The 22,457-nt window shown below is 35.8% G+C and carries 21 protein-coding genes, 1 tRNA gene and 2 pseudogenes; 14 read left to right on the top strand and 10 right to left on the bottom strand.

The features are described 5' to 3' along the window. Positions 1 to 115 precede the first annotated feature (115 nt). Together rpoH and B9T31_RS12510 are read right to left on the bottom strand one after the other, a co-directional pair. Positions 116 to 985, bottom strand: coding sequence for an RNA polymerase sigma factor RpoH (gene rpoH, locus B9T31_RS12505; RefSeq protein WP_086182287.1), 870 nt, complete (start codon positions 983 to 985; stop codon positions 116 to 118). Positions 986 to 1,122: 137 nt separating this feature from the next. Next, positions 1,123 to 1,356, bottom strand: a complete 234-nt coding sequence (locus tag B9T31_RS12510; RefSeq protein WP_086182288.1) for a sulfurtransferase TusA family protein — start codon at positions 1,354 to 1,356, stop codon at positions 1,123 to 1,125. A gap of 382 nt (positions 1,357 to 1,738) precedes the next feature. On the opposite strand from B9T31_RS12510, the gene B9T31_RS12515 reads away from it, so the two are divergent. Continuing rightward, entirely contained in the window at positions 1,739 to 1,954 is a 216-nt protein-coding gene (locus B9T31_RS12515; protein ID WP_004280099.1) for a cold-shock protein, read from the top strand. A gap of 102 nt (positions 1,955 to 2,056) precedes the next feature. Continuing rightward, complete coding sequence (gene rhlB, locus B9T31_RS12520; RefSeq protein WP_086182289.1) at positions 2,057 to 3,208, top strand: ATP-dependent RNA helicase RhlB; 1,152 nt, start codon at positions 2,057 to 2,059, stop codon at positions 3,206 to 3,208. 73 nt (positions 3,209 to 3,281) lie between these two features. On the opposite strand, the gene B9T31_RS12525 is transcribed toward rhlB, so the two are convergent. Continuing rightward, complete coding sequence (locus tag B9T31_RS12525; RefSeq protein ID WP_086182290.1) at positions 3,282 to 3,653, bottom strand: hypothetical protein; 372 nt, start codon at positions 3,651 to 3,653, stop codon at positions 3,282 to 3,284. 223 nt (positions 3,654 to 3,876) lie between these two features. Between B9T31_RS12525 and B9T31_RS12530 the strand changes: the two genes are divergently transcribed. The 11 genes from B9T31_RS12530 (at position 3,877) to B9T31_RS12580 (ending at position 14,642) form a co-directional block, all read left to right on the top strand. After that, on the top strand, positions 3,877 to 4,452 hold the full coding sequence (locus B9T31_RS12530; RefSeq protein WP_086182291.1) for a nitroreductase family protein: 576 nt from the start codon (positions 3,877 to 3,879) through the stop codon (positions 4,450 to 4,452). Between the two features lie 19 nt (positions 4,453 to 4,471). Beyond that, complete coding sequence (locus B9T31_RS12535) at positions 4,472 to 5,539, top strand: NAD(P)H-dependent glycerol-3-phosphate dehydrogenase (protein WP_086182292.1); 1,068 nt, start codon at positions 4,472 to 4,474, stop codon at positions 5,537 to 5,539. 78 nt (positions 5,540 to 5,617) lie between these two features. Further along, entirely contained in the window at positions 5,618 to 6,079 is a 462-nt protein-coding gene (locus B9T31_RS12540; RefSeq protein WP_086182293.1) for a SixA phosphatase family protein, read from the top strand. Between the two features lie 30 nt (positions 6,080 to 6,109). Next, positions 6,110 to 7,249 carry a type II secretion system protein GspL gene (gene gspL / locus B9T31_RS12545; RefSeq protein WP_086182294.1) on the top strand — a complete coding sequence of 380 codons (1,140 nt, stop codon included), beginning with the start codon at positions 6,110 to 6,112 and terminating at the stop codon, positions 7,247 to 7,249. Beyond that, positions 7,249 to 7,728 (top strand): type II secretion system protein GspM, encoded by a 480-nt coding sequence (gspM, locus tag B9T31_RS12550; RefSeq protein ID WP_086182295.1) that lies wholly within the window; start codon positions 7,249 to 7,251, stop codon positions 7,726 to 7,728. Before gspL ends, gspM begins: the two co-directional genes overlap by 1 nt. Before the next feature lie 90 nt (positions 7,729 to 7,818). After that, a complete protein-coding gene (locus tag B9T31_RS12555; RefSeq protein ID WP_086182296.1) occupies positions 7,819 to 8,820 on the top strand; it encodes a quinone-dependent dihydroorotate dehydrogenase in 1,002 nt (333 codons plus the stop codon). Between the two features lie 2 nt (positions 8,821 to 8,822). Continuing rightward, positions 8,823 to 9,407 carry a CvpA family protein gene (locus B9T31_RS12560; RefSeq protein ID WP_086182297.1) on the top strand — a complete coding sequence of 195 codons (585 nt, stop codon included), beginning with the start codon at positions 8,823 to 8,825 and terminating at the stop codon, positions 9,405 to 9,407. A 24-nt stretch (positions 9,408 to 9,431) separates the two neighbouring features. Further along, a complete protein-coding gene (gene purF / locus B9T31_RS12565; RefSeq protein ID WP_086182298.1) occupies positions 9,432 to 10,970 on the top strand; it encodes an amidophosphoribosyltransferase in 1,539 nt (512 codons plus the stop codon). A gap of 88 nt (positions 10,971 to 11,058) precedes the next feature. Further along, positions 11,059 to 12,951 carry a M48 family metalloprotease gene (locus tag B9T31_RS12570; protein WP_086182299.1) on the top strand — a complete coding sequence of 631 codons (1,893 nt, stop codon included), beginning with the start codon at positions 11,059 to 11,061 and terminating at the stop codon, positions 12,949 to 12,951. 73 nt (positions 12,952 to 13,024) lie between these two features. Beyond that, positions 13,025 to 13,672, top strand: coding sequence for a hypothetical protein (locus tag B9T31_RS12575; protein ID WP_139840923.1), 648 nt, complete (start codon positions 13,025 to 13,027; stop codon positions 13,670 to 13,672). A 7-nt stretch (positions 13,673 to 13,679) separates the two neighbouring features. Then, positions 13,680 to 14,642, top strand: coding sequence for a 2-hydroxyacid dehydrogenase (locus tag B9T31_RS12580; RefSeq protein ID WP_086182301.1), 963 nt, complete (start codon positions 13,680 to 13,682; stop codon positions 14,640 to 14,642). Positions 14,643 to 14,699: 57 nt separating this feature from the next. On the opposite strand, the gene B9T31_RS12585 is transcribed toward B9T31_RS12580, so the two are convergent. The 6 genes and pseudogenes from B9T31_RS12585 to B9T31_RS12610 all read right to left on the bottom strand — a co-directional run bounded on the left by B9T31_RS12585 (position 14,700) and on the right by B9T31_RS12610 (position 20,733). Then, entirely contained in the window at positions 14,700 to 16,112 is a 1,413-nt protein-coding gene (locus tag B9T31_RS12585; RefSeq protein ID WP_086182384.1) for an amino acid permease, read from the bottom strand. A 105-nt stretch (positions 16,113 to 16,217) separates the two neighbouring features. After that, positions 16,218 to 16,293, bottom strand: a tRNA-Glu gene (locus tag B9T31_RS12590). Between the two features lie 20 nt (positions 16,294 to 16,313). Continuing rightward, positions 16,314 to 16,973: a ribonuclease T gene (gene rnt, locus B9T31_RS12595; protein ID WP_171264755.1), complete on the bottom strand. Its 660-nt coding sequence runs from the start codon at positions 16,971 to 16,973 to the stop codon at positions 16,314 to 16,316. Further along, positions 16,958 to 17,992 (bottom strand): dihydroorotase, encoded by a 1,035-nt coding sequence (gene pyrC, locus B9T31_RS12600; RefSeq protein ID WP_086182302.1) that lies wholly within the window; start codon positions 17,990 to 17,992, stop codon positions 16,958 to 16,960. Before pyrC ends, rnt begins: the two co-directional genes overlap by 16 nt. 322 nt (positions 17,993 to 18,314) lie before the next feature. After that, entirely contained in the window at positions 18,315 to 19,658 is a 1,344-nt protein-coding gene (argG, locus tag B9T31_RS12605) for an argininosuccinate synthase (RefSeq protein WP_086182303.1), read from the bottom strand. A 223-nt stretch (positions 19,659 to 19,881) separates the two neighbouring features. Further along, positions 19,882 to 20,733: pseudogene (locus B9T31_RS12610) on the bottom strand (LysR family transcriptional regulator). 158 nt (positions 20,734 to 20,891) lie between these two features. On the opposite strand from B9T31_RS12610, the gene B9T31_RS12615 reads away from it, so the two are divergent. Next, complete coding sequence (locus B9T31_RS12615; protein ID WP_086182304.1) at positions 20,892 to 21,809, top strand: DMT family transporter; 918 nt, start codon at positions 20,892 to 20,894, stop codon at positions 21,807 to 21,809. A 209-nt stretch (positions 21,810 to 22,018) separates the two neighbouring features. Here the strand turns inward: B9T31_RS12615 and B9T31_RS18060 are convergent. Then, positions 22,019 to 22,178: pseudogene (locus B9T31_RS18060) on the bottom strand (IS5/IS1182 family transposase); the annotation flags it as partial. Between the last annotated feature and the right edge of the window lie 279 nt (positions 22,179 to 22,457).

Below are 22,457 nucleotides of genomic sequence, written 5' to 3' on the forward strand. Positions count from 1 at the left end.
TATAACCAAACATAGCATAGATGACTAGCGCAAGAAAGTAGAGTTAGCGCCTATTCTTATGCATTTTTAAGATTAAAAAAGGGCACAAGGCCCTATATAAGTGAAAACAAATTTATTAATTTGATGACATCGCTACTTTTATCTTTTCCATGGCATTTTTTTCTAACTGACGGATACGTTCTGCTGAAACATTGTATTCTGCCGCAAGCTCATGCAAAGTCGATTTATCATCATCTAACCAACGACGTTGTAAAATGTTACGTGAACGATCATCTAACTGTTCCATTGCATCATGAAGAGCAGAAGTACTTTGCTCTTCATAGTCTTCATCTTCGACTAAACGTGCAGGATCATAACGACTATCTTCTAAATATAATGCTGGAGCAACATGGGTTGAACCTTCATCATCATCATCGCCAGATGCTTCAAAAGCAGCATCATAAGCAGTGAGTCGTCCTTCCATTTCTAGGACTTGTTCTGGTGTGACGTTTAAATCTTTTGCAATTGATTTTGCTTCTTCCAAAGTCAGTTTTTTACTGGATTTTTTCAGGCTTCTTAAGTTAAAGAAAAGTTTACGCTGAGCTTTGGTTGTTGCAATTTTAACAATACGCCAATTACGAATCACATATTCATGAATTTCAGCTTTAATCCAATGGACAGCAAAAGAAACTAAACGCACGCCCATATTGGGATCAAAGCGTTTTACTGCTTTCATTAAGCCTAAATTGCCTTCTTGGATTAAATCACCTTGTGGTAAACCGTAACCTGCATAACTACGTGCGATATGGACAACAAAACGTAAATGAGACATCACCAATAACTTAGCAGCATCTAGGTCTTGGTCGTAAAAATACTTTTCAGCTAACTCTTTTTCTTGTTCAGCTGTTAAAATTGGAATTTGATTGACAGTACTAATATAAGCACCGAGATTTGCACCTGGCGCCGATAATGACAGGGGCATCAATTGATTGCTGCTGTCACTCATATTGACTCCTTATAGGATGGGATAAAATTATCAATAGTTTATCTTAAAGCGAATATCATCTGAAATTAAAGAACAATTAGTGAAAAAATGTAATCTTTAATATCAAATATGAATGAAATACGAATATTGAATCATATTTATACGTCAATCTTATAATGAAATTCATTTTCAGCGATTTTAAGTACTTCACAGTGAATGTGATGAATCTGACAATAACGTGAGATATCTTGTAAACTATGTGGATCTGAGGATTTTAATAAAAAATGCTTTGTATTGCTATTTTTTAATGAGCGTTTGAGCATTAATAATGGCATAGGGCAAGGTTTACCCATAGCATTGATGATATTGATTGATGTTTCAATGGCACTCATACGCACAGTAAAAGCATGTTACATTAATGATCTCTCTATCTTAGCAAATTTAAGGCAAAAGCCAAAAATAAATTTATTAAAATTTAGACAGATGTATGCTTTAAAAAGTTTCATAACTTAAAATGCTAAAATTGAATAAGATATATAAAAAAAAATCTATTAATTGTTCCAAACACATGATAAGCTCAAGTCGAATTAGGTTTTACAGCAACCTTAAATTGTTTGAAACCTACTTTAAATTATGGATGTAACCGGGAATTTGTTAATAGTTTCACAGAATGATTACAAGATTAGAAATAAAAATTGTTTTTAACCCTTGTTTGTTTGTCTGCTGCTTGCAACACCGGGTGGTCCTTTTTATGAAATCAATGAGGATTAACTAATGACAGCTGCTCGCGAACAAGGCGTAGTAAAATGGTTTAACGACACTAAAGGCTTTGGCTTTATTCAACGTAATGGCGGTGATGATGTATTTGTTCACTTCCGTGCGATCCAAGGCGACGGCCACCGTTCACTTCGTGACGGTCAACGCGTTGAATTCAGCGTAGTTAAAGGTCAAAAAGGCTTCCAAGCTGAAGAAGTTCAGCCATTAGACTAATCTTTAGATTAGTTTGAGAAAAACGCCCTAATGTATATTGGGGCGTTTTTGCTTATAATGTGAAAACATTATTTATCCCTTAGTAAGATAGAGCAAATCAATATGTCAGTAGGTTTTGAAACCTTAAATTTACATCCCGATTTAAAAAAAGCAATTGATGCCTTAGGCTTTAGCATGATGACGCCAATTCAGGAGAAGGTTTTAAAATATACATTAGCTGGGCATGATGCAATTGGTCGAGCACAAACTGGAACTGGTAAAACAGCTGCTTTTTTAATTAGTGTCATTAATGATTTACTCACTAATCCGATACAAGAACAGCGTTACCGTGGCGAGCCTCGTGCATTAATTTTAGCACCAACACGCGAACTTGCATTGCAAATCGAAAGTGATGCGAAGGAATTAACTAAATTTACAAATTTAAATTTAGTTACATTACTTGGTGGCGTGGATTTTGATAAACAAACAAGTTTATTGGATCGTAATTTTGTCGATATTATGGTGGCTACACCAGGACGATTGATTGATTTGGTCGAACAAAAACAGGTTTGGTTAGATCAAATTGAGTTTTTAGTGATTGATGAAGCAGATCGTTTATTGGACATGGGATTTATTCCATCAGTAAAGCGAATTGTTCGTTATTCACCTAGAAAAGAACAGCGTCAAACATTAATGTTTTCAGCAACTTTTAACTATGATGTGTTGAATTTAGCGCAGCAATGGTTGTTTGAACCTGTAACGGTAGAAATTGAGCCTGAGAAAAAAACCAATGCTGATGTTGAGCAACGTGTATACATGGTTGCAGGATCGGATAAGTACCAGTTATTAAAAGATATTCTACGTGATGAACCGATTGATAAAGTGATGATTTTTGCAAATCGCCGTGATCAAGTGCGCAAACTTTACGATCATTTAAAGAGAGATGGCTATCGGGTTGTGATGTTGTCAGGTGAAATTGCACAAGATAAACGTTTAAAAATGCTTGATCAGTTTAAAAGTGGAAAGCAGAATATTATGATAGCAACAGATGTTGCTGGACGTGGTATTCATGTGGATGGGGTATCTCATGTAGTGAATTTTACCCTACCTGAACAATCAGATGATTATGTACATCGTATTGGGCGTACTGGTCGAGCAGGATCTCAGGGTGTGAGTATTAGTTTCTTATCCGAAGATGATGCTTTTTATTTGCCTGAAATTGAGAAAGCAATTGGGCAAAAACTACCTTTGACACGTTTAGAGGGATATTGTTAAATTTTTGCTGATCTGTGAGTTGTTTAATTGATTGTATTTAAAATGCCACTGTTGTGGCATTTTCGTTTATTGTTTATTTGCACTGAAAATGAAGAGTAGTTTGATAATCCTCATCGGTTGCGATATCTGTTTGAGTTCCTGAAATTTTACCGAAAATATTACTGGCAGCCTGTATGAGTTTTCCAGTATTTGGGTCAACAACTCCTTGTAATATACCGTTATAGGTGGTTTTTTCATCTAGCACGATGGTTGTTGATGTTTTACATGTCTTATTTGCTGCATTGATTGCATTATTTTTAGCAATTATTTCCGTTTTTCCAATTCCAGTCACTTCATATTGATGGTTGGCTTTTTGAATTACTGTGGTGTGGTTATTTGGGGTGGTTGCACACGCACTGAGGAAAAGAAAAGATAATGTGCTACTTATCATTAAAATTTTTTGCATTGTTTTCTCTATTGTTCAATCATTTAATTTCTATATTGTCTGATAAACTTGTAATAAGATGCCGAAATATGTATCAAATGTTTAGTATTCTTGTATGACTATTATATTTAAATAACTTCGTTAGATAGGAAATAAAAATAGATGCAAATATTACGAGAAAATAGTGAACAAAAAAGAGTTTATGCTAATCTTGATTATCATTTAATTTAGAATTTAATACGCCATGGTTGATTCAGTTTCAGATATCGTTCATCACAATATTCATCAACGTCAATCTATAGGTCATTTGGTTGAACCTGCACCGAATGATGATCAACTTGAACAAGCCTTTTTGGCAGCATTGGCTGCACCAGATCATCATCGATTGAATCCGACGCGTTTTGTGATTATTCCAGCAGATCAGCGTGATGCTTTTGGTACGCTACTTTCTCAGGCACTTGCAGATACTGGTCAAACAGAAGCTGTACAGCTAGAACGTGTAAAAAATCATCCTTATCGTGCACCACTTTTAGTGCTTGCATTAACTCAGTTTGTGGATCATCCTAAAGTCCCATATTTTGAGCAAACATTAAGTACTGGTGCAGCAATTCAAAACTTTTTGTTATCATTGCAAGCACAAGGTTTTTCAACAATATGGCGCAGTGGAGCAGTGGTTGAATCTCAACACTTTAAACATATACTTGCACTTACAGAACATGATTTAATATCAGGTATAATTTATATTGGTACGGCAGTGAAAGAAATTCCGCCTCGTGCTCAAATAGATACACACAAATTTGTAAGTTATTGGAATAAATAAAACGAGGGAAGACGAAATAATGTCTGAATTGGATTTTTCAGGATTGGTTGATCATTTACCCACTACATCGAAAGCTGACTTAAGAATTACTGTGCTTGGTGGTGGAAGTTTTGGTACGGCAATGGCAAATACTGCTGTCCGAAATGGTTGTGATACGATGATCTGGATTCGTGATGAGGTGATTGCTCGAGAAATTAATCAGACTCATTTAAATCAGCGTTATTTGCCAGATTTTCCTTTAGAGCATGGTTTACGGGCAGTTTCTAATTTAGAAACTGCTGTCAGAGATCGGGATATTATTTTGGTTGCAATTCCAAGCCATTCATTTAGACATGTCTTAAAGCAAGCTCAACCTTATATTAGTGGACAAGCGATTGTTTCTTTAACCAAAGGAATTGAGGCGGAAACTTTTTGCTTTATGAGTGATATTATTCAGCAAGAATTGCCAGAAGTTCCATATGGCGTACTTTCAGGTCCAAACTTAGCGAAGGAAATTGTTGCTGGTCAACCCGCAGGTACCGTTATTGCTAGTCATTCCGAATTGGTTCGAACCTCCACACAACAAGCTTTACATAGTGCATTATTTCGTGTTTTTGCCAGTGATGATGTTAATGGTGTAGAGCTTGGAGGTGCATTAAAGAATATTTATGCGGTCGCAATGGGGATGGCTGCGGCTTATGATGTGGGTGAAAATACTAAAAGTATGATTTTAACACGTGCGTTAGCAGAAATGAGTCGTTTTGCGGTGACGCTTGGTGCAAATCCTTTAACGTTTTTAGGTCTTTCTGGTGTTGGGGACTTATTTGCGACGTGTAATAGTCCATTGAGTCGAAACTATCAAGTTGGTTTTGCTTTAGGAAAAGGAAAAACACTAGAACAAGCAACAACAGAATTAGGACAGACGGCTGAAGGTATTAATACCATTGTTCAGGTGCGAAAGCGAGCGGAAGAGCTTGATGTATATATGCCAATTACATGTGCATTATATGATGTAATTTATCAAGGTGCACCACCTGTCAGTATTGCATTTTCATTAATGAAAAATGGTAACAGAAGTGACGTAGAGTTTGTTCTCCCGCATCAATAATTGCAAAAAATGAAATATCTTCAGATTTTTGTCACAATTGCTCTTTATAATATCGGCATACTTAAATAAGGAAACTTTATGCAGCAAATCACACTCATAAGACATGGGGAAGCTTTGCCACCTGTTCATGGTAATGATATTAAACGTCCTTTAAGTTCAAGAGGGCATTTACAAGCTGCTGAAACAGCAAATTATTTAAAAGATATCGTTTTACCTGAAATTTTTATTGTGAGTCCATTGCTCAGAGCACAAGAAACTTTGGGATATCTGCAAAAGTATTTTGAACATGTACCTGTCTTGATCTGTGATAAAATTAAACCTGAAGATGATGCCAAGGATGCAGTGGATTGGTTGTCACAATTGCCTTATCAATCTATAGTGGTTGTATGTCATATGAATGTGATTGCGCATATATCCTCTATTTTAACGGGAGATGATGCATTTCAATCTTACGCATTGGCAGAAGCACGTATTTTTGAACAAGAAGTTATAGCAGCTGGGCTTTCAACTCAAATTAAAAGCTATATACCAACAATATAAAAATTAAATTAATGATAATGGCAGATACAAATGTTGCATTTATGGATGCCCGAAAATAACGGTGCATGGTATTGGTCTGTTGGAGAAAATTGGTTGAAGGCAGATAGTTTGGATGTTTTAATCCAAGCGATACAGCCTTATCAAGGTAGTGAAACCACTATTTTTTTCCCTAGCCGATATAGTCAGATCATTGAACAGATTATTCCTAAAGCACAGCTGAGTAAGTTGGGTGCAGATGGTATACGATATTTATTGGAAGAATTTGTTGTCTTACCGATCGATGCTATGAGTGTGAAACATGTTTTTAAAAATCCTGATCAATTATTTGTGCTTGGGGTCGCAAACTTAACGATAGAGAATATGCTACAAGCATTAAATCTTCTTCCCATTAAAGTAACGGCTCTATTACCCGATTTTTTAATTTTACCTGTACCCGATTTAAATCAGATTGTAATCGCAAATTTTGATGGAAAACTTTTGGTACGAGAAAATGAATATATGGGAAATTCTATAGATGATCTGTCGGTATATTTAGATTTTCAAAAAATAGAACAAAATTATAAAGTGACAAACTTAGATGAGTATCAACATCACATGTTGACCTCTTCAGTGACGCAAGATCAGTTGGAGCTTTTTGATTATCAGTTTGAGTTAATCAAAAAAGTCAAGCAACATCCTTGGAACATGCTACCCAAAATTAAAGCTGATATTTCTATTTCGGGCTATTGGAAAGCATGTGTTGTATTGGTTTTTGCCATTATTATCGTGCAGTTTAGTTACGACGCATTAAGGTGGGTGAAGTTAAGCAGAGTTGCAGATCAAACGGCAACACAGGCAATACAGCAATATAAAGAATGGTTTGGACAAAATGCTCGTGTGACCGAGCAAAATATTCGTGGTGAATTTAAGAGTCAACTCAGAGCAAGTCAAACAGCCAATGTTTCAGCATTTAAGCTGTTGAGCCAAATTGGACCAGTTTTAATGCAAAATCGTATTATTGCAGATCAAGTCAATTATGAAAATCTGACTCTTAATATGACATTAAAAGCAAAAGATGCAGAAAGCTTACAAACTTTAAGTCAGCAACTGAATCAGCAAGGTTTAAAAGTTGAGTTAGGGAATATTCAAACGAATACTTTGGGTGTGATCGGATTGGTGAAAATACAATAATGAAATTCATGGATCGGTTTGAACAAAAAATTGCCGTATTGAGTGAGCAAGTTACAGAATATCTAGAGCGATTGAGTCCTCGTGAGCGAGTGATGGTTGTTTGTACGGCAGTTTTTGTGATCATTGCATCGATCGGTTCTGCACTTTGGTATATGCATCAAGCTGCAGCCAAACAACAAGAGCGGGTTCAGGAACTCAATGATTTGATCGTTTGGATGCAAACAAATGCAGTCACGATGAAGCCTGTAGATGAAATGGCACTCAGTCTTACGGATAAAATTCAGCAAGCAGCGCAATCTCAAGGTTTATCAGTGAGTGCGCAAGAAAATAATGGGAAAGTGCAAATTGTAGTCACACATGAAAATTATGTCGTTTTGGCAAATTTTTTAACTAAGCTGGCAGAATCAGGGTTGAGCATTGAAAAAATGGAGTTGGTTTCAGAAGGTGGAAAGATTAAATTAGTAGCAGCGGTTGGATGAGAAATAAAAATATAGTGCGCTAAAGCATGGTTTTTTTTGTCACCAATGCCTATAATGCATTGACTTAAAAAGCAGTAGACTTTTACCGATATGTTGTATTCTCTTGCCCGCCCATTGTTATTTTCTTTAGCACCGGAGCGTGCACACGAGCTAACATTATCTTTATTGAAATCAACTCATAAAATGGGCTTGATGCGTCAAGCTGTTGCAAAAAAACCAATTACCTGTATGGGCATAGAGTTTCCAAACCCTGTTGGTTTAGCTGCTGGATTAGATAAAAATGGTGCATATATTGATGCATTAGCAGATTTAGGCTTTGGTTTTATTGAAATTGGTACAATTACGCCACGTCCACAAACAGGTAATCCACATCCACGCTTATTTAGGCTTCCAAAAGCAAAAGCGATTATTAATCGTATGGGATTTAATAATGAGGGTGTAGATAAGCTCATTGAAAATGTAAAGTCCGCACGTTTTAAAGGAATCTTAGGAATTAATATTGGTAAAAATGCCGATACACCAGTAGAAAATGCGGTTGATGATTATCTCATTTGCTTAGAAAAAGTTTATAACCATGCATCATATGTAACGGTTAATATCTCTTCGCCAAATACCAAAAATTTACGTAGCTTGCAAAGTGGTGATGCACTCACAGATTTGCTCAAAACATTAAAAGAACGTCAGTTACAGTTGGCTGATGAGTTTTTACATTATGTTCCACTTGTACTTAAAGTTGCACCAGATTTAGAACAAGAAGACATTCACTTTATTGCAAATCAATTGATTCAATTTAAAATTGATGGCTTGATTGTAACCAATACCACTTTATCGCGTGATGGTGTTGAAGGTTTACCAGATGCGAATGAAGCCGGTGGATTATCAGGTGCCCCTGTTTTTGAAAAAAGCACAAAATGTTTGGCTGAATTTTCAAAAATCTTAAAAGATCAGATTCCTTTAATTGGTGTCGGTGGGATTTTATCAGGTCAGGATGCGGTGGCAAAACGGGAAGTTGGTGCGACCTTAGTTCAGGTGTATAGTGGACTTATTTACACAGGACCAAAACTGGTTCCAGAATGTATTAATGCTCTGTAGATATGAATACCATTGATATCTTTATTCTGATTATTCTGCTCATTGGAGGGCTAAACGGTTTGCGACAAGGATTTATTAAAGCCTTTGCGAACTTGATTGGATGGATTGTGGCACTCATTATTGCTGCAAAATATGCATCTATTCTAGCGCCTTCTATGACCGTGCTCAGTTCAGATCCTGTGGTACAAAAAATTGCTGCATTTGCATTTATTATTCTGACTATTCTTGTATTCACTTGGATTGTTACTTTTGTATTGAACCGAATTTTAAAAACATTGAAATTAGGTCCATTAAATCGTCTTGCTGGTGGGGTGTTGGGCGGTTTAAAAGGTTTATTGGTTGTTTTGATTACAATTCAGGGGATAGGGCCATGGGTTGAAAGCTCACCTCATTGGAAGCAATCTAAGTTTGTGACTATGTTAATTCCCTATGCACCATGGGCAACCCAAATATCTAAAGATGTTGCAAATGAAGCCTTACAACATATGAAATCTGAAGATTCACAGAAAACTTCAGATATATCTTCTGACATGAGCAAAGATCATTCAAGCTCAGAAGGTAAATCAACGAAAAATCCTTTTTATTAATCCTAGCTTGTCTGCGAGGTTGTTATGTGTGGAGTTGTTGGTATAGCTGGTAAATCGCCTGTTAACCAAATGTTGTTTGATGCTTTGACGATGTTACAACATCGTGGACAAGATGCTGCAGGAATTGTGACCTGTCATGAAGGGCGACTATTTCTTCGTAAAGACAATGGCATGGTGCGAGATGTGTTTCACACTCGCCATATGCGTGCTTTAAAAGGGAATTATGGTATCGGGCATGTTCGTTATCCTACGGCAGGTTCTGCAAGTAGTGCAGAGGCTCAACCATTTTATGTAAACTCACCTTATGGTATTACCCTAGCGCATAATGGTAACTTAACGAATACTGATGAAATTCATGATGATTTGTTTAAAACAGATTTACGTCATATGAATACCGATTCAGATTCAGAAGTTTTGCTCAATGTTTTTGCACATGAGTTACAAAAGCGTGGAAAATTAGTACCCAGTGCTGATGATATTTTTAGCGCAGTTACACGTGTCCATGAGCGCTGTGAGGGGGCTTATGGCGTCGTTGCGATGATTACAGGACAAGGAATTGTTGGCTTTCGTGACCCAAATGGTATTCGTCCTTTAATTTATGGTTCTCGTGAAACAGAAGCGGGCGTTGAATATATTATTGCCTCTGAATCTGTTGCTATAACAGCACTTGGTTTCAAAGTAGAACGTGATTTATTGCCGGGAGAAGCGATTTTTATTGATTCGGATGGACAATTACATTCTAAACAATGTGCAGCAAATCCTGAATACCGTCCATGTATTTTTGAATATGTATATTTTGCTCGACCAGATGCAATTATTGATGGAATTTCGGTTTATAAAGCGCGCTTAAAAATGGGTGAGAAATTAGCGCAAAAGATATTGAGAGAATGGGGTGATGACCATGATATTGATGTGGTTATTCCAATTCCTGATACATCTCGGACATCTGCTTTAGAGTTGGCAAATATGCTTGGTGTTAAGTTCCGAGAAGGTTTTATGAAAAACCGTTATATTGGACGTACCTTTATTATGCCAGGTCAACAACAACGCGAAAAGTCAGTTCGTCAAAAATTAAACCCTGTTGAGCTTGAATTTCAAAATAAAAATGTATTACTGGTTGATGATTCTATTGTTCGTGGAACAACTTGTAATGAAATTATTCAAATGGCACGAGATGCTGGCGCTAAAAAAGTATTTTTTGCTTCAGCTGCACCAATGGTGAAATATCCGAATGTGTATGGTATTGATATGCCAGCAAAATCGGAGCTTATTGCATCGGATCGTAGTGTGGAGGAAATTCGAGAAATTATTGGTGCAGATCGTTTAATATTCCAAGATTTGGATGATCTAAAAGCAGCTGTTCGTACCACTAAAGTTCCAGATGTCAAAGAGTTTGATTGTTCTGTCTTTGATGGTATTTATGTTGCTGGTGGAATTGACGAGCAATATCTTGCGAACCTTCAACAAAAGCGCAATGATTCGGCGAAGAAAGATAAAGATGGTTATGTCGATGTCAATATCGATGCAGCATCGGTTGATTTAACAGGAATTAAAGAAGAATAAATTCTTCTGTGATTTAAATTAAAAAAGCAGGTAATTCCTGCTTTTTTAATTTATGATGTGTGTGGATTGGGTTATTAGGAAATTTACATTGGAGAATGTAAGTTACTATTTGTTTAAAAAGAAAAAAATTTTCTGGGCAATTTGTGTTTGGTTAATTGTGCTTATATTAACCATATTTATTTTAAATATATTGCTTGGTATTGTCGTTTATTTTTTTGATACGTTGCAGCCTATTTTATGGAATGATTTTAGTCTTTATTTCATTATATTTTTATTATTACTCATGACAACTTTTATGTTGAATGATTACTACATTTTTCGTAATGGAGGGCATTCGTTTGCCTCTCAACTACGTGCAAGAAAAGTCGAAAAAATTGAAAGTACACCTGAAGAATATTCTGCACTTAAAATAATTAGGGAATTGGCAACTAAGTTTAATATAGAAACACCCGCTTTATATATTTTACCAGATGAAGTTGGGGTGAATGCGCTGACCGCAGGCTTTAACCCAGATGATATTGTGATTATTTTAACTTGGGGTGCTTTGCAGAATTTAGATGAACATGAGTTATATGGACTACTCAGTCATGAGTTTAATCGAATTTTATCGGGTGATACGGTTGGTAATACTTGCCTTAAAATTTTATATAGTTGTTTGACAACATTTAGTCAAATTGGAAGTAAAATTGCAAAAAAAGGTTTTAATCGTAATGGCGTAAATTCGCAGCGTAAATTGGCGACCCTTTTTGTCGCTATAGGTGGTACCATTTGGTTGATGGGAAGTTTGGGTATTTTGATAACGCGGTTTTTTAAATACGTAATTCTAAGTAAGCGAACTTTAAAGAATGATTTAAAAACAAAACAGATGAATCAGAATAATGCCAATATTCAAACATTATTAAGAATATCAGTACATCATATTGGATCGCAAATTTATAGTGAATATTCTGAATCTATTTCACATATGTGTTATGCCAATTCTTTGAGCCCGCAAAGTTGGTTGAATATTCACCCCAGCATTCAAGAGCGAATATTTGAGTTGGATCCGACAATTATCCAGAATATACACTTGGAAAGTTTAAAGAATAAACGTAGATTATCGTTATTTAGCATGTTTAGATTGCTAGAGGAGCTGACAGAAGAATATCGTGTACCCACATGGTCATCACCGCAACCATTACCTTTATTAAGATTATCTCCGATTAGTTTTGCGATCAAAGATGCAATAAAACCATTGAATCCAGACGTGCGTAAAAATATGCAGCGTCCTGAACTTATTCAACGTGCACTGCAAACTTCTGCGGGTGCAAGAGAGTTGATGGTTTCAATTCTGATGATTCGACAATATCGTGAATTTATTCCTTCTGAAGCGAGTGTTAGTCGGGCAATTGTGGATGAGTTACTCCGTTTGGATGGGCGTTATCATATTGCAATCTTTCACGATGCATGTCGCCATTTAGGAACATTACCAGAGACGATTGCACGACAATTTTTAACCAAATTAGCAAAAATTATTCAAGAAGATGGTGAAATTGGTTTGCTTGATGCGCTATTGCTCGAAACAGTGAAAGATAAACTTAATCTTTTGCCAGAGCGAATGCCAAAGTCATTTGAAGAGGTGAAGCCACAAATTGTACGTTTAATTGATGCAATTTTACATGTACAACAAATAAATACTGGAAATCAGTTACATGCACGAATTGATATCCTAAAAAGAATCTTAACGATCGATGAGCTAAAATTATATGGGGAAATCTCCGATGAACCGATTGATTTGGCGGAAATATTGCAAGATATGGCTGGATTATTATTAAGAGATCGCTTGAGTATTCTTGCAGATGCTGAGCTTTGTTTATGGGGTGATCGTATTATTACGCAAGATGAACTTGATGTTTTGGAATTACTCTATTGGCGTTTTGGTTTTGAAACCCAAGAAATGATTGAGATGATGCAAAAGAAAAATAGTCTCATGATTATTTGATTGATCATCTTTATAATTTTTTCCTCTTCTTGAGGATTCGGGGTAAAATAGAAATAGAATATGTGTTGTGTAAATGAGTAACATGATTGGTCATCAAAGAGAAGTATTAACGCAATTAGGAATCGATGTTTGGATTCCGCGTAATGTTGCTTGCCAAAAAATAGATCAAACAATGTTATGGCGTGATCAAGAAATATTTGAGATAGCTACACAGTTAGAGTCTATACCCGTTCCACAAGTTAAACAGTCATTGACATCTCAAAAAGTCATTGTTGAAAATAAGCAAAAGCAAAAAGATTTGGTTGTAAAAGAAAGCTTATCTGAAGTGATACAAGAAGAACAACCAAGATTAGAAATTGCTAACTTCTCATTACAAGCAATTGTTTTATCAAATATTGTTGTTATTTTAAATAGCACAGATATCAATGAGCCACAACAACACTTGTGGGCGAATATTCAACGTGCAGTACAAGCCGAGTTTTTTGAATTAAATTGGCCATTCGCAATGGAAAATATGAATGATGGTCAAGGTGCAGCATATTATGTTCAGGGATTTATAGATTCTATTTCAAGTGAAAAAAAGGTTATTTGCTTGGGGGAGATTCTGCATTTGAAAAATTCAACAATCATGCATTTAGCAAGTTTACAAGAGATGTTAGAAACACCTATATTAAAGCGTCAATTATGGAATGTTATACAAAGTTCACAAATGAGCGTATAGGTGGGGAATGAAAAAGAAAGTTGTAGTATTTAGTCAGCTTGATCGAAGAATCTTGGATAAATTACAAGCCCAATATCATGTGGTAGAAATTAATCCTAAATTAGGAGATGTAAATCAACAAATTTTGCAAGAAGTCAAAGATGCTGATGGAATGATTGGGGCGGGTCGATTATTAAATCAAGATAATTTATCGAGTGCGACCAAGTTAAAAGTGATTTCAAGCATTAGTGTTGGTTATGATAATTATGATATAAATTACTTGAATGAAAAAAAAATATGGTTGTGTAACACACCTCATGTATTAACGGAAACTACAGCCGATTTAGCTTTTACCTTATTAATGAGTGCCGCAAGAAACGTAGCATCTTTGGATTCATGGACTAAATCAGGTCAATGGGCAAGAACAGTATCTTCTTTGCAATTTGGTCAAGATATTTTTGCTAAAAAGCTCGGTATTATTGGATTAGGAAACATTGGCGCTGCAATTGCTCGACGTGGCTTTTATGGCTTTAATATGGACATTTTATATCATAATCGTCATGAAAAGCCCGAAATCGCACAGAGTTTAAATGCTCAATATTGTAGTCTAACGGAGTTGTTGCAATATTCTGATTTTATTGTTATTGCTGTAGATTTAAATCAAGAATCTAAGGCACTGATTGGGGCTGAGCAATTTGCACAGATGCAGAAACATGCTGTGGTGGTTAATATTGCACGCGGTTCAGTGATAGATGAAAAAGCACTAATACATGCATTAAAAACCAATCAAATTTTCGCTGCTGGTCTGGATGTATATGAGAAAGAGCCACTACAAGAATCTGAGTTATTTCAGCTAAAAAATGTGGTGACATTACCACATGTTGGCTCTGCAACAGCAGAAACACGTTTAAAAATGGCAGAGTTGGCTTATGCAAATTTAGTTGCTGTTCTGGAAGGTGGAATTCCAAAGTATATTGTTAATCCTTCATAAGAAATTTGTATAATAAAAAAGGATGCCTTTGCATCCTTTTTTAATGACGTTACAGGATTATTTTTTGTGGTATAAGCTATAATAGCTGATATAACAGGCAATAATAAAGATGATACATCCTATAAAGCCTGGCAACATTTCTGCATCAAATACCATGCTAATACATGTAATCAAACAAAAAACAAAACCAAGAATAGGTACGAGTGGAAAGAGTGGTGCGGCAAAACCAAGCTCATCTTTTGTATGTCCTTCTTTATACCACTGGCGTCTAAAGTTAAACTGACTCAAACAAATACTCATCCAGACAACAACCATGGTAAATGCGGCAACACCAAGTAAGTTTTTAAAGATAGTTTCAGGAGAGAATTGTTCTGAAAGCAGGCCTGGTAAAGCACCAAACATTGTGATGATGACTGCAATATAAGGAATTCCTCGTGTATTTACTCTAGAGAAAATTTGAGGTAACTGCTTTTTATATGATAAAGACCACATCATACGAGAGGCTGCAAATAATCCTGAATTGGCCGCAGAGAGTAATGCTGTGATAATCACAAAACGGATAATGTCTTCAGCATATGGGATGCCAATTTGATTGAACACAGTAACGAAAGGGCTACTGCTCACACCTTCAGCATTTAAGCCTGCTGCTTGGTGAGGTAATAATGCACTAATGACAACAATTGTGCCGACAAAGAAAATTAATAAACGCCATATTGCGGTATTAATTGCTTTGGGTACATTTTTAGCAGGATCTTGCGTTTCTCCTGCGGCTACACCAATTAATTCTGTTCCAGAAAAGGCAAAATTTACAATGAGCATGGTCGCAAATATTGGAAATAAGCCTTCAGGGAACCAACCTGATGCTGTGAGATTACTAAATAATGGTGCGGACTCATAACTTTCATATGAGAGTACGCCAACAATTGCCATTAAGCCTAAAATAATAAAAGCGACCACTGTAATGACTTTAACTAAAGCAAGCCAAAACTCGGACTCTGCAAACCAACGCGTTGAGCTCATATTCATGCCAAAAACAAATGCAGCAAAAATGATGGTCCAGATCCAAACGGAAATGTGGGGAAACCATTCTTGCATGAGTAATGCGGCGGCAGTGAATTCTGTTCCTAAGGTTGCTGACCAAGTTAGCCAATATAACCAAGTCATTGTATAACCAGTACCAGGGCCAATATATCTGCTCGCATATGCACCAAATGAACCAGATTCTGGCATATGAACGGCAAGCTCACCTAAACAGAGCATGACCATATAGGCGATAAGTCCACCGAGGAAATAGGCGATGATGGCACCAATTGGGCCTGTTTGAGCAATAACTTCACCAGAACCTAAAAATAAACCAGTTCCGATTGCGCCACCAAGGGAAATCATGACAAGGTGTCGCGTACTCATTGCACGTTTTAGGGGCGCTGGGTTGCTTTGGTGCGAAGTGCCTTCACTCGGAGATTGATGCATATAATGTGAAAAAATTAAGAATTGAAGCACACTATTTTAGTGAAAATATTCATTTGTGCAATCGATTAGTGATTAATTAATAGAAAGATAGTTTATTATTTTACATGGCGTCCCTACGGGGATTCGAACCCCGGTTACCGCCGTGAAAGGGCGATGTCCTAGGCCTCTAGACGATAGGGACGTTTAGAAGATAGCGGTATCTTATTGATTCGCTATCAATGTGTCAACTAAATTTGGTGCTAATTTGTTTAAAATATAACAAAACAGTTCAGCAGTCTTCTGCGTATCGTATAATGCAGAATGTGCTTCTTTTCCATCGAACTCAATTCCAGCTTGAATACAGGATTTTGCAAGCACTGTTTGACCAAACATAACGGCACTAAGAGTTACTGTATCAAAAACAGAAAAGCTGTGGAACGGGTTTTGATTTTTTGTTCCTGTGCGTGTAATAGCAGCTTGCAAGAAACCTAAATCAAAATGTGCGTTATGACCGACCAAAACGGCATGTGTGCAGTTTTGGTCACGACGAACATTATTCACTGCTTTGAATATACGCTTGAGCGCAGATTTTTCATCTTCAGCCATTGCAACACGCATTGGATTGAAGGGGTCAATGCCAATAAAATCTAGAGAGCGACGATCTAGATGCGCTCCTTCAAATGGATTAATATGTGCATGATAGGCTTCACCTGGAACAAATTTTCCTTCTGCATCATATATAATCGGTATTGCAGCAATTTCTAATAAAGCATCGGTTTGTGAATTAAAACCTGCTGTTTCGACATCGACAACAACAGGTAAAAATCCTCGAAAACGCTGACCAATGATTGGTAGGGTTTCGTCTGTCACATTTTTCTCCATTGAATGGTTTTTCCTGCGTAAAGCGGAATAATTTTTTCACCATCCAAATAGTCTAAACTTTCTGGAATAACTTGATCTTCTTTCACTAAGGTAATTGTTTTAGTGTTACGAGGTAGACCGTAAAAATCTGCACCGAAAAAGCTTGCAAACCCTTCTAGACGATCAATTTTACTGACTTGATCAAATGCTTGTGCATATAACTCAATTGCAGTAGGCGCACTATAGCATCCTGCACAACCACATGCATTTTCTTTTGCATTTTTTGAATGTGGCGCACTATCGGTACCAAGGAAAAACTGTGGATTTCCACTGGTTGCAACTTCAAGTAGAGTTTGTTGATGTGTCTGGCGCTTTAAAATCGGCAAACAATAAAAATGAGGTTTAACCCCACCGACCAACATATCATTACGATTAAATAATAAATGCTGTGGCGTGATTGTTGCAGCCACGTTACGATCTTGTTCTAAAACAAATTGTGCAGCATCACTGGTGGTAATGTGTTCTAGTACAATTTTTAACTTTGGAAATTGTCTTAGAAGAGGGGTTAATACTTCATCTAAAAAGCGTTTTTCACGATCAAAAATATCAACATGATTATGAGTTACTTCACCATGTAATAATAATGGTACTTGATGCGTTTCTAACTGTTCAATCACGGCATAAACTTTACGAATATCGCTAACACCATTATCGGAATTCGTTGTTGCACCTGCTGGATATAGTTTAATTGCATTAACGAATTCAGAATCTTTAACCTTCTTTACTTCGTCTGGAGAGGTATGGTCTGTAAAATATAACACCATTCGAGGGTCAAATTGCGTATCAATGGGTACGTGAGCCAAGATTCTTTCACGATATGCCTCAGCCTCAGCAACGGTTTTTACAGGAGGAACTAAATTAGGCATACAGATCGCTCTGGCAAATTGTCGAGCTAAATCTGGCACAGTTCTTTGGAGTGCAATACCATCACGTAAATGTGCATGCCAATCATCTGGTTGGACTATAGTAATCGTATTCAAAGCAATTCATACAATGCAAATAATATGAATGATAATCTAAATATAAGGAAAAAGATAATCACAAATTATAAAAAATGGGTCGGAAAAAATAAAAATCTAGTTTTAAGGATTGAAATTAATTTTATGATGAAAGTATTGATATAATATTACAAGATACGATAGTTCACGTAATAGGGAATGCTTTGTTTGATACAAATTATTTTATTCTGGGGTGCTAGAATATCTTTGAATAAGACATCGAGTTTTTCTGTATGATTGATAAAAAAATTAGAAAATGATTAAAAAAACCACCAAGAGGTGGTTTTTTTATAACCAGATCAACTTACTTTTCTTTATCTTTTAACTGAGGAATGGCTGAACCCGTACCTACAGCAAGTAAGCCTGAATTGGTATAAATACCTAATTTTGCACGTGTATCAATGATATCAAGATTACGCATCGTTAACTGACCAATACGATCTGCTGGACTAAACATAGAATCACCTTTTTCCATTGTTAAACGCTCAGCTTCATAAGTGAGGTTTGGAGATTCAGTGTTCATAATAGTATAATCATTACCACGACGTAACTCTAAAGTTACAGTACCTGTAATGGCTTTAGCCACCCAACGCTGAGCAGTTTCACGTAGCATGAGTGCTTGAGAATCAAACCAGCGACCTTGATACAGCAAACGACCTAAACGTAAACCATTAATACGGTATTGTTCAATCGTATCTTCGTTGTGAATGCCAGTCACTAGGCGTTCATATGCAATATGAAGTAATGCCATTCCTGGTGCTTCATAAATGCCACGAGATTTTGCTTCAATAATACGATTTTCAATTTGATCAGACATGCCTAAACCATGACGACCACCAACACGGTTTGCTTCTAGAATAAACTCTACTGGGTCTTCAATTCGTTGACCATTTAACGCAACTGGGAAGCCTTCTTCAAACGTAATAGAAACTTCTTCAGCTTCAATTTTTACATCATCTTTCCAGAAAGCTACACCCATAATTGGGTCAACAATTTTAATACCTGCATCTAAGTATTCTAGATCTTTAGCTTCATGTGTCGCGCCCAGCATATTCGAGTCAGTTGAATATGCTTTCTCTTTTGACATTTTGTAATCAAAACCATTGTCAATTAAGAACTGTGACATTTCTGCACGGCCACCTAATTCATCAATGAATTGTTGGTCTAACCACGGTTTGTAGATTTTAAGTGCTGGGTTGGTTAATAAACCGTAACGATAGAAACGTTCAATATCGTTTCCTTTATAAGTCGATCCGTCACCCCAAATATTGACGTCATCTTCTTTCATTGCAGTAACAAGCATGGTACCAGTCACTGCACGGCCTAATGGGGTAGTATTAAAATAAGGTACACCACCAGTACTGATATGGAATGCGCCACATTGAATTGCAGCAATGCCTTCTAATGCAAGCTGTAAGCGACAATCTACCAAACGTGCTTTGACAGCGCCATATTCTTCAGCTTTTTTAGGGATTGCATCATAGTCATCTTCATCAGGCTGTCCTAAATTTGCAGTATATGCATAAGGTTCTGCGCCTTTTTGTTTCATCCATAATAAAGCTGCTGAAGTATCTAGACCACCAGAAAAGGCGATACCAACTTTTTTGCCTACTGGTACATTCTGCAAGATCGTTGCATTATCAGTCATTGCGAGTCCTAACTATTTTCAAAATAGGCACCACATTACATGGGTGGCCAGAGAGAATTTTATAAACGCAGTATTATAACACTCTCAAAACAATTTTTTGTTGTTTTAGCTCGAATTTATTCTTTTAATCAGAAAAAGAATAAATATCTTGTAATAAGCAATGCATAAATTCAAAAAGTTAATTTTAAATAATACATCTGTACGCATCGTAAAAATTGTGTTGTTAAAGCTTATCGTTTAGACCAATAAATTGTTTTTCAATTGAAGTAAATCCGTGATCTTGCCGAGCAATTAAATAGAGCCCAATATTGCGATATTGTTCAGGAAGTTCCATATAGTGTTGAATTTTGTGTTTTTCAACCAAAGATTTTGCCACAATGGAAACGCCCATTCCCAGTTGAGTAAATTGAATCAAGGCTTCATAATCATAAATGTGTGTAAGCTCACCTTTTGTCACTTGGTAGTCATTGTAAATGGCTTGAAGTGTTGTCAAACAGCAACAATCTTCTGATGCGAACAAAATATTTTGGCGATCAATACAATCTGCAATATTATCGTGATTCAAAACATTCTTTCCAATCAGGACTAAATGCTCATCGGCTTTATGAATATATTGCAAATTCTTATGTTTTGGATAACCAAGTACATAGGCAATATCTAAATTTCCCTGTAAAACTTCATCTTCAATATAATTAGTTGCACCCGTTTTCATGGTAATTGAAAGATCAGGATAAGTTTCATAAAGTTGACGAAATGAAGGATAAAACAACATTCCCCCTAAGCTTGCATTGGTGCCAAAGCGTAAATAACGCTCTTGTTGATAAATTTTATGTTCTGTTTCTTCCCACGTAAACATCATTTTTTTGTATTACTGATAGAGATTAAGACCTGATTCGGTCAGCTCAACGCCTTTAGGTTTTCGAATAAAAAGTTGACGTTTATAGTGATTTTCTATTTTTTTTATTTTGGCAGTCATATTCGATTGCAGGTAATTGAGCTTGTTGGCTGCTGCGGTAATGCTTTTCATTTCAGCAACAGTTACAAATGATCGGATATCACTCATATCAATATTCATGTCTATTTCTCGGTTATATTTACATTAATATTTAAAGTGCTTTTTGATTAATCTTTCATAGGCATCAAAAATAGTGATGGACACATTAAAACATAGCATTATTCATGATGTCATTTATTTTTTACACTAGATTGACTCAACGTTGTTAGATGTAGCAAATGAATATTAAAGTGATTAGTGCCATTACTGTGTTATGTCTAATTTGGGGGTCTTTATGGGGACTCATTAAATTTAGTTTACAAATTTTTCCACCTTATTTATTTATTTCTGTGCGACTGATTTTGGCGGCATTAACACTTACTATTGTACAATTATTGCTTAAAAAATCAGTCGTTCCAGAATTCGGAGATTGGCGAAAACTCTTTATTCTTAGTTTTCTGACATGTTTAGGTTTTTATGCAACTCAAACATTCGCGATGCAATTTGTAGATTCAGGTTTATCTGCTGTGTTGGTCTTCACTATGCCGATATTTGTTGGTGTTCTGGCGCATTTTATTTTAAATGAGAGGCTGAACAAACAGAAAATAATTGGTCTTATATTTGGCGCATTAGGATTATTTTCTATTCTTTTGCCTCAACTTCAACATATCCACTTTAATTTGTCATTGCTGGGACAAGGACTTTTAATTTCATCTGGTTTTTTCTGGGCACTGAGTACGGTTTATATTAAGAAAAATTTTGCAACATATGACAAAATTAAACTCACCATTTGGCAAATGTTACTTGGTGGCACGGTGATTCTAATAGGCGCCTTAATTTTGGAACCTATTGAAGTTCATGTATGGTCAAATCCTTTGCATAATAGTATTTTATTCTATACAGCAATTATTGGAACTGGTTCGACCTTAGCACTTTGGGGCTGGATTATCAGTCAGGTTGATACGTTTGTAGCTTCAATTTCAATTATGTGTATTCCAATTCTCAGCCTTTTATTTGGTTATATTTTTTGGCATGAGCCGATCACAATTAACATTTTAATGGGTGCGATGTTTATTTGTATTGGTATCATTTTTAGCTCAATGAGTTTAAAAATGAAGAAGAAACCAGAAATACAATTAAAATTAGACCGACGTTAACTGATTTAATTTACTAGAATGTGAGGGGGTAAAAGAAATCAGAGATTAAATAACTAAAGTTTTATATAAAAATAATTAGAAAAAATCTTGGTATTTTTAATATGTTAGAAATGAATATGAAATATTTCGGAGAAAGGATTTTATAGAGAGTATAATACAAAATTATTTTGCATGATTTCTATAAAAAATTAATAACCGTTAATATTCCATTTAGTACTATTTCCATGAATGTTTTTAGAAATAGATTGGTCTTTAATTCCTATTGTATGTTGATGTGCTCTTATATGACCTAGCATCAATAAATATTCAATCTAAGTCAGCATGACTAGATAATAGTTTAAATATTTTGAGCAACTTATGATCTTTAGACTAGCAATTAACCACAGAGATTAATGGGGATAGATTCTAGCTTATATCCGTATTGATGATTCAGTATTGTTCGAGGTATAGCGGAAGTAAATTTAGTTTAGCAATTGAATTTTACTTCCTCGCTATTATTTTGAACAGTAAATATCAATATACACGAATCAATATTTTAAAAATCTGGGTGAAATTAGTTTTTTGACATTTCCAATGAGTAACGTTATTAGCTTATTAAGTATGCAGTTAAAGATGATTATGAGAAATATAATTGATTTCATATGGATA

Source organism: Acinetobacter sp. ANC 4558, from assembly GCF_002135375.1.
Taxonomy (GTDB): Bacteria; Pseudomonadota; Gammaproteobacteria; order Pseudomonadales; family Moraxellaceae; genus Acinetobacter.

Bases quoted from the DNA above. Each gene is read 5' to 3' on its own strand.
- rpoH (WP_086182287.1), bottom strand. From the start codon at position 985: ATGAGTGACAGCAGCAATCAATTGATGCCCCTGTCATTATCGGCGCCA.
- B9T31_RS12615 (WP_086182304.1), top strand. From the start codon at position 20,892: ATGAATATTAAAGTGATTAGTGCCATTACTGTGTTATGTCTAATTTGG.
- gspM (WP_086182295.1), top strand. From the start codon at position 7,249: ATGAAATTCATGGATCGGTTTGAACAAAAAATTGCCGTATTGAGTGAG.
- rnt (WP_171264755.1), bottom strand. From the start codon at position 16,973: ATGGAGAAAAATGTGACAGACGAAACCCTACCAATCATTGGTCAGCGT.
- B9T31_RS12530 (WP_086182291.1), top strand. From the start codon at position 3,877: ATGGTTGATTCAGTTTCAGATATCGTTCATCACAATATTCATCAACGT.
- B9T31_RS12535 (WP_086182292.1), top strand. From the start codon at position 4,472: ATGTCTGAATTGGATTTTTCAGGATTGGTTGATCATTTACCCACTACA.
- B9T31_RS12580 (WP_086182301.1), top strand. From the start codon at position 13,680: ATGAAAAAGAAAGTTGTAGTATTTAGTCAGCTTGATCGAAGAATCTTG.
- purF (WP_086182298.1), top strand. From the start codon at position 9,432: ATGTGTGGAGTTGTTGGTATAGCTGGTAAATCGCCTGTTAACCAAATG.
- gspL (WP_086182294.1), top strand. From the start codon at position 6,110: ATGTTGCATTTATGGATGCCCGAAAATAACGGTGCATGGTATTGGTCT.
- B9T31_RS12540 (WP_086182293.1), top strand. From the start codon at position 5,618: ATGCAGCAAATCACACTCATAAGACATGGGGAAGCTTTGCCACCTGTT.
- argG (WP_086182303.1), bottom strand. From the start codon at position 19,658: ATGACTGATAATGCAACGATCTTGCAGAATGTACCAGTAGGCAAAAAA.
- B9T31_RS12560 (WP_086182297.1), top strand. From the start codon at position 8,823: ATGAATACCATTGATATCTTTATTCTGATTATTCTGCTCATTGGAGGG.
- B9T31_RS12585 (WP_086182384.1), bottom strand. From the start codon at position 16,112: ATGCATCAATCTCCGAGTGAAGGCACTTCGCACCAAAGCAACCCAGCG.
- B9T31_RS12515 (WP_004280099.1), top strand. From the start codon at position 1,739: ATGACAGCTGCTCGCGAACAAGGCGTAGTAAAATGGTTTAACGACACT.
- B9T31_RS12555 (WP_086182296.1), top strand. From the start codon at position 7,819: ATGTTGTATTCTCTTGCCCGCCCATTGTTATTTTCTTTAGCACCGGAG.
- B9T31_RS12510 (WP_086182288.1), bottom strand. From the start codon at position 1,356: ATGAGTGCCATTGAAACATCAATCAATATCATCAATGCTATGGGTAAA.
- rhlB (WP_086182289.1), top strand. From the start codon at position 2,057: ATGTCAGTAGGTTTTGAAACCTTAAATTTACATCCCGATTTAAAAAAA.
- B9T31_RS12575 (WP_139840923.1), top strand. From the start codon at position 13,025: ATGAGTAACATGATTGGTCATCAAAGAGAAGTATTAACGCAATTAGGA.
- B9T31_RS12525 (WP_086182290.1), bottom strand. From the start codon at position 3,653: ATGCAAAAAATTTTAATGATAAGTAGCACATTATCTTTTCTTTTCCTC.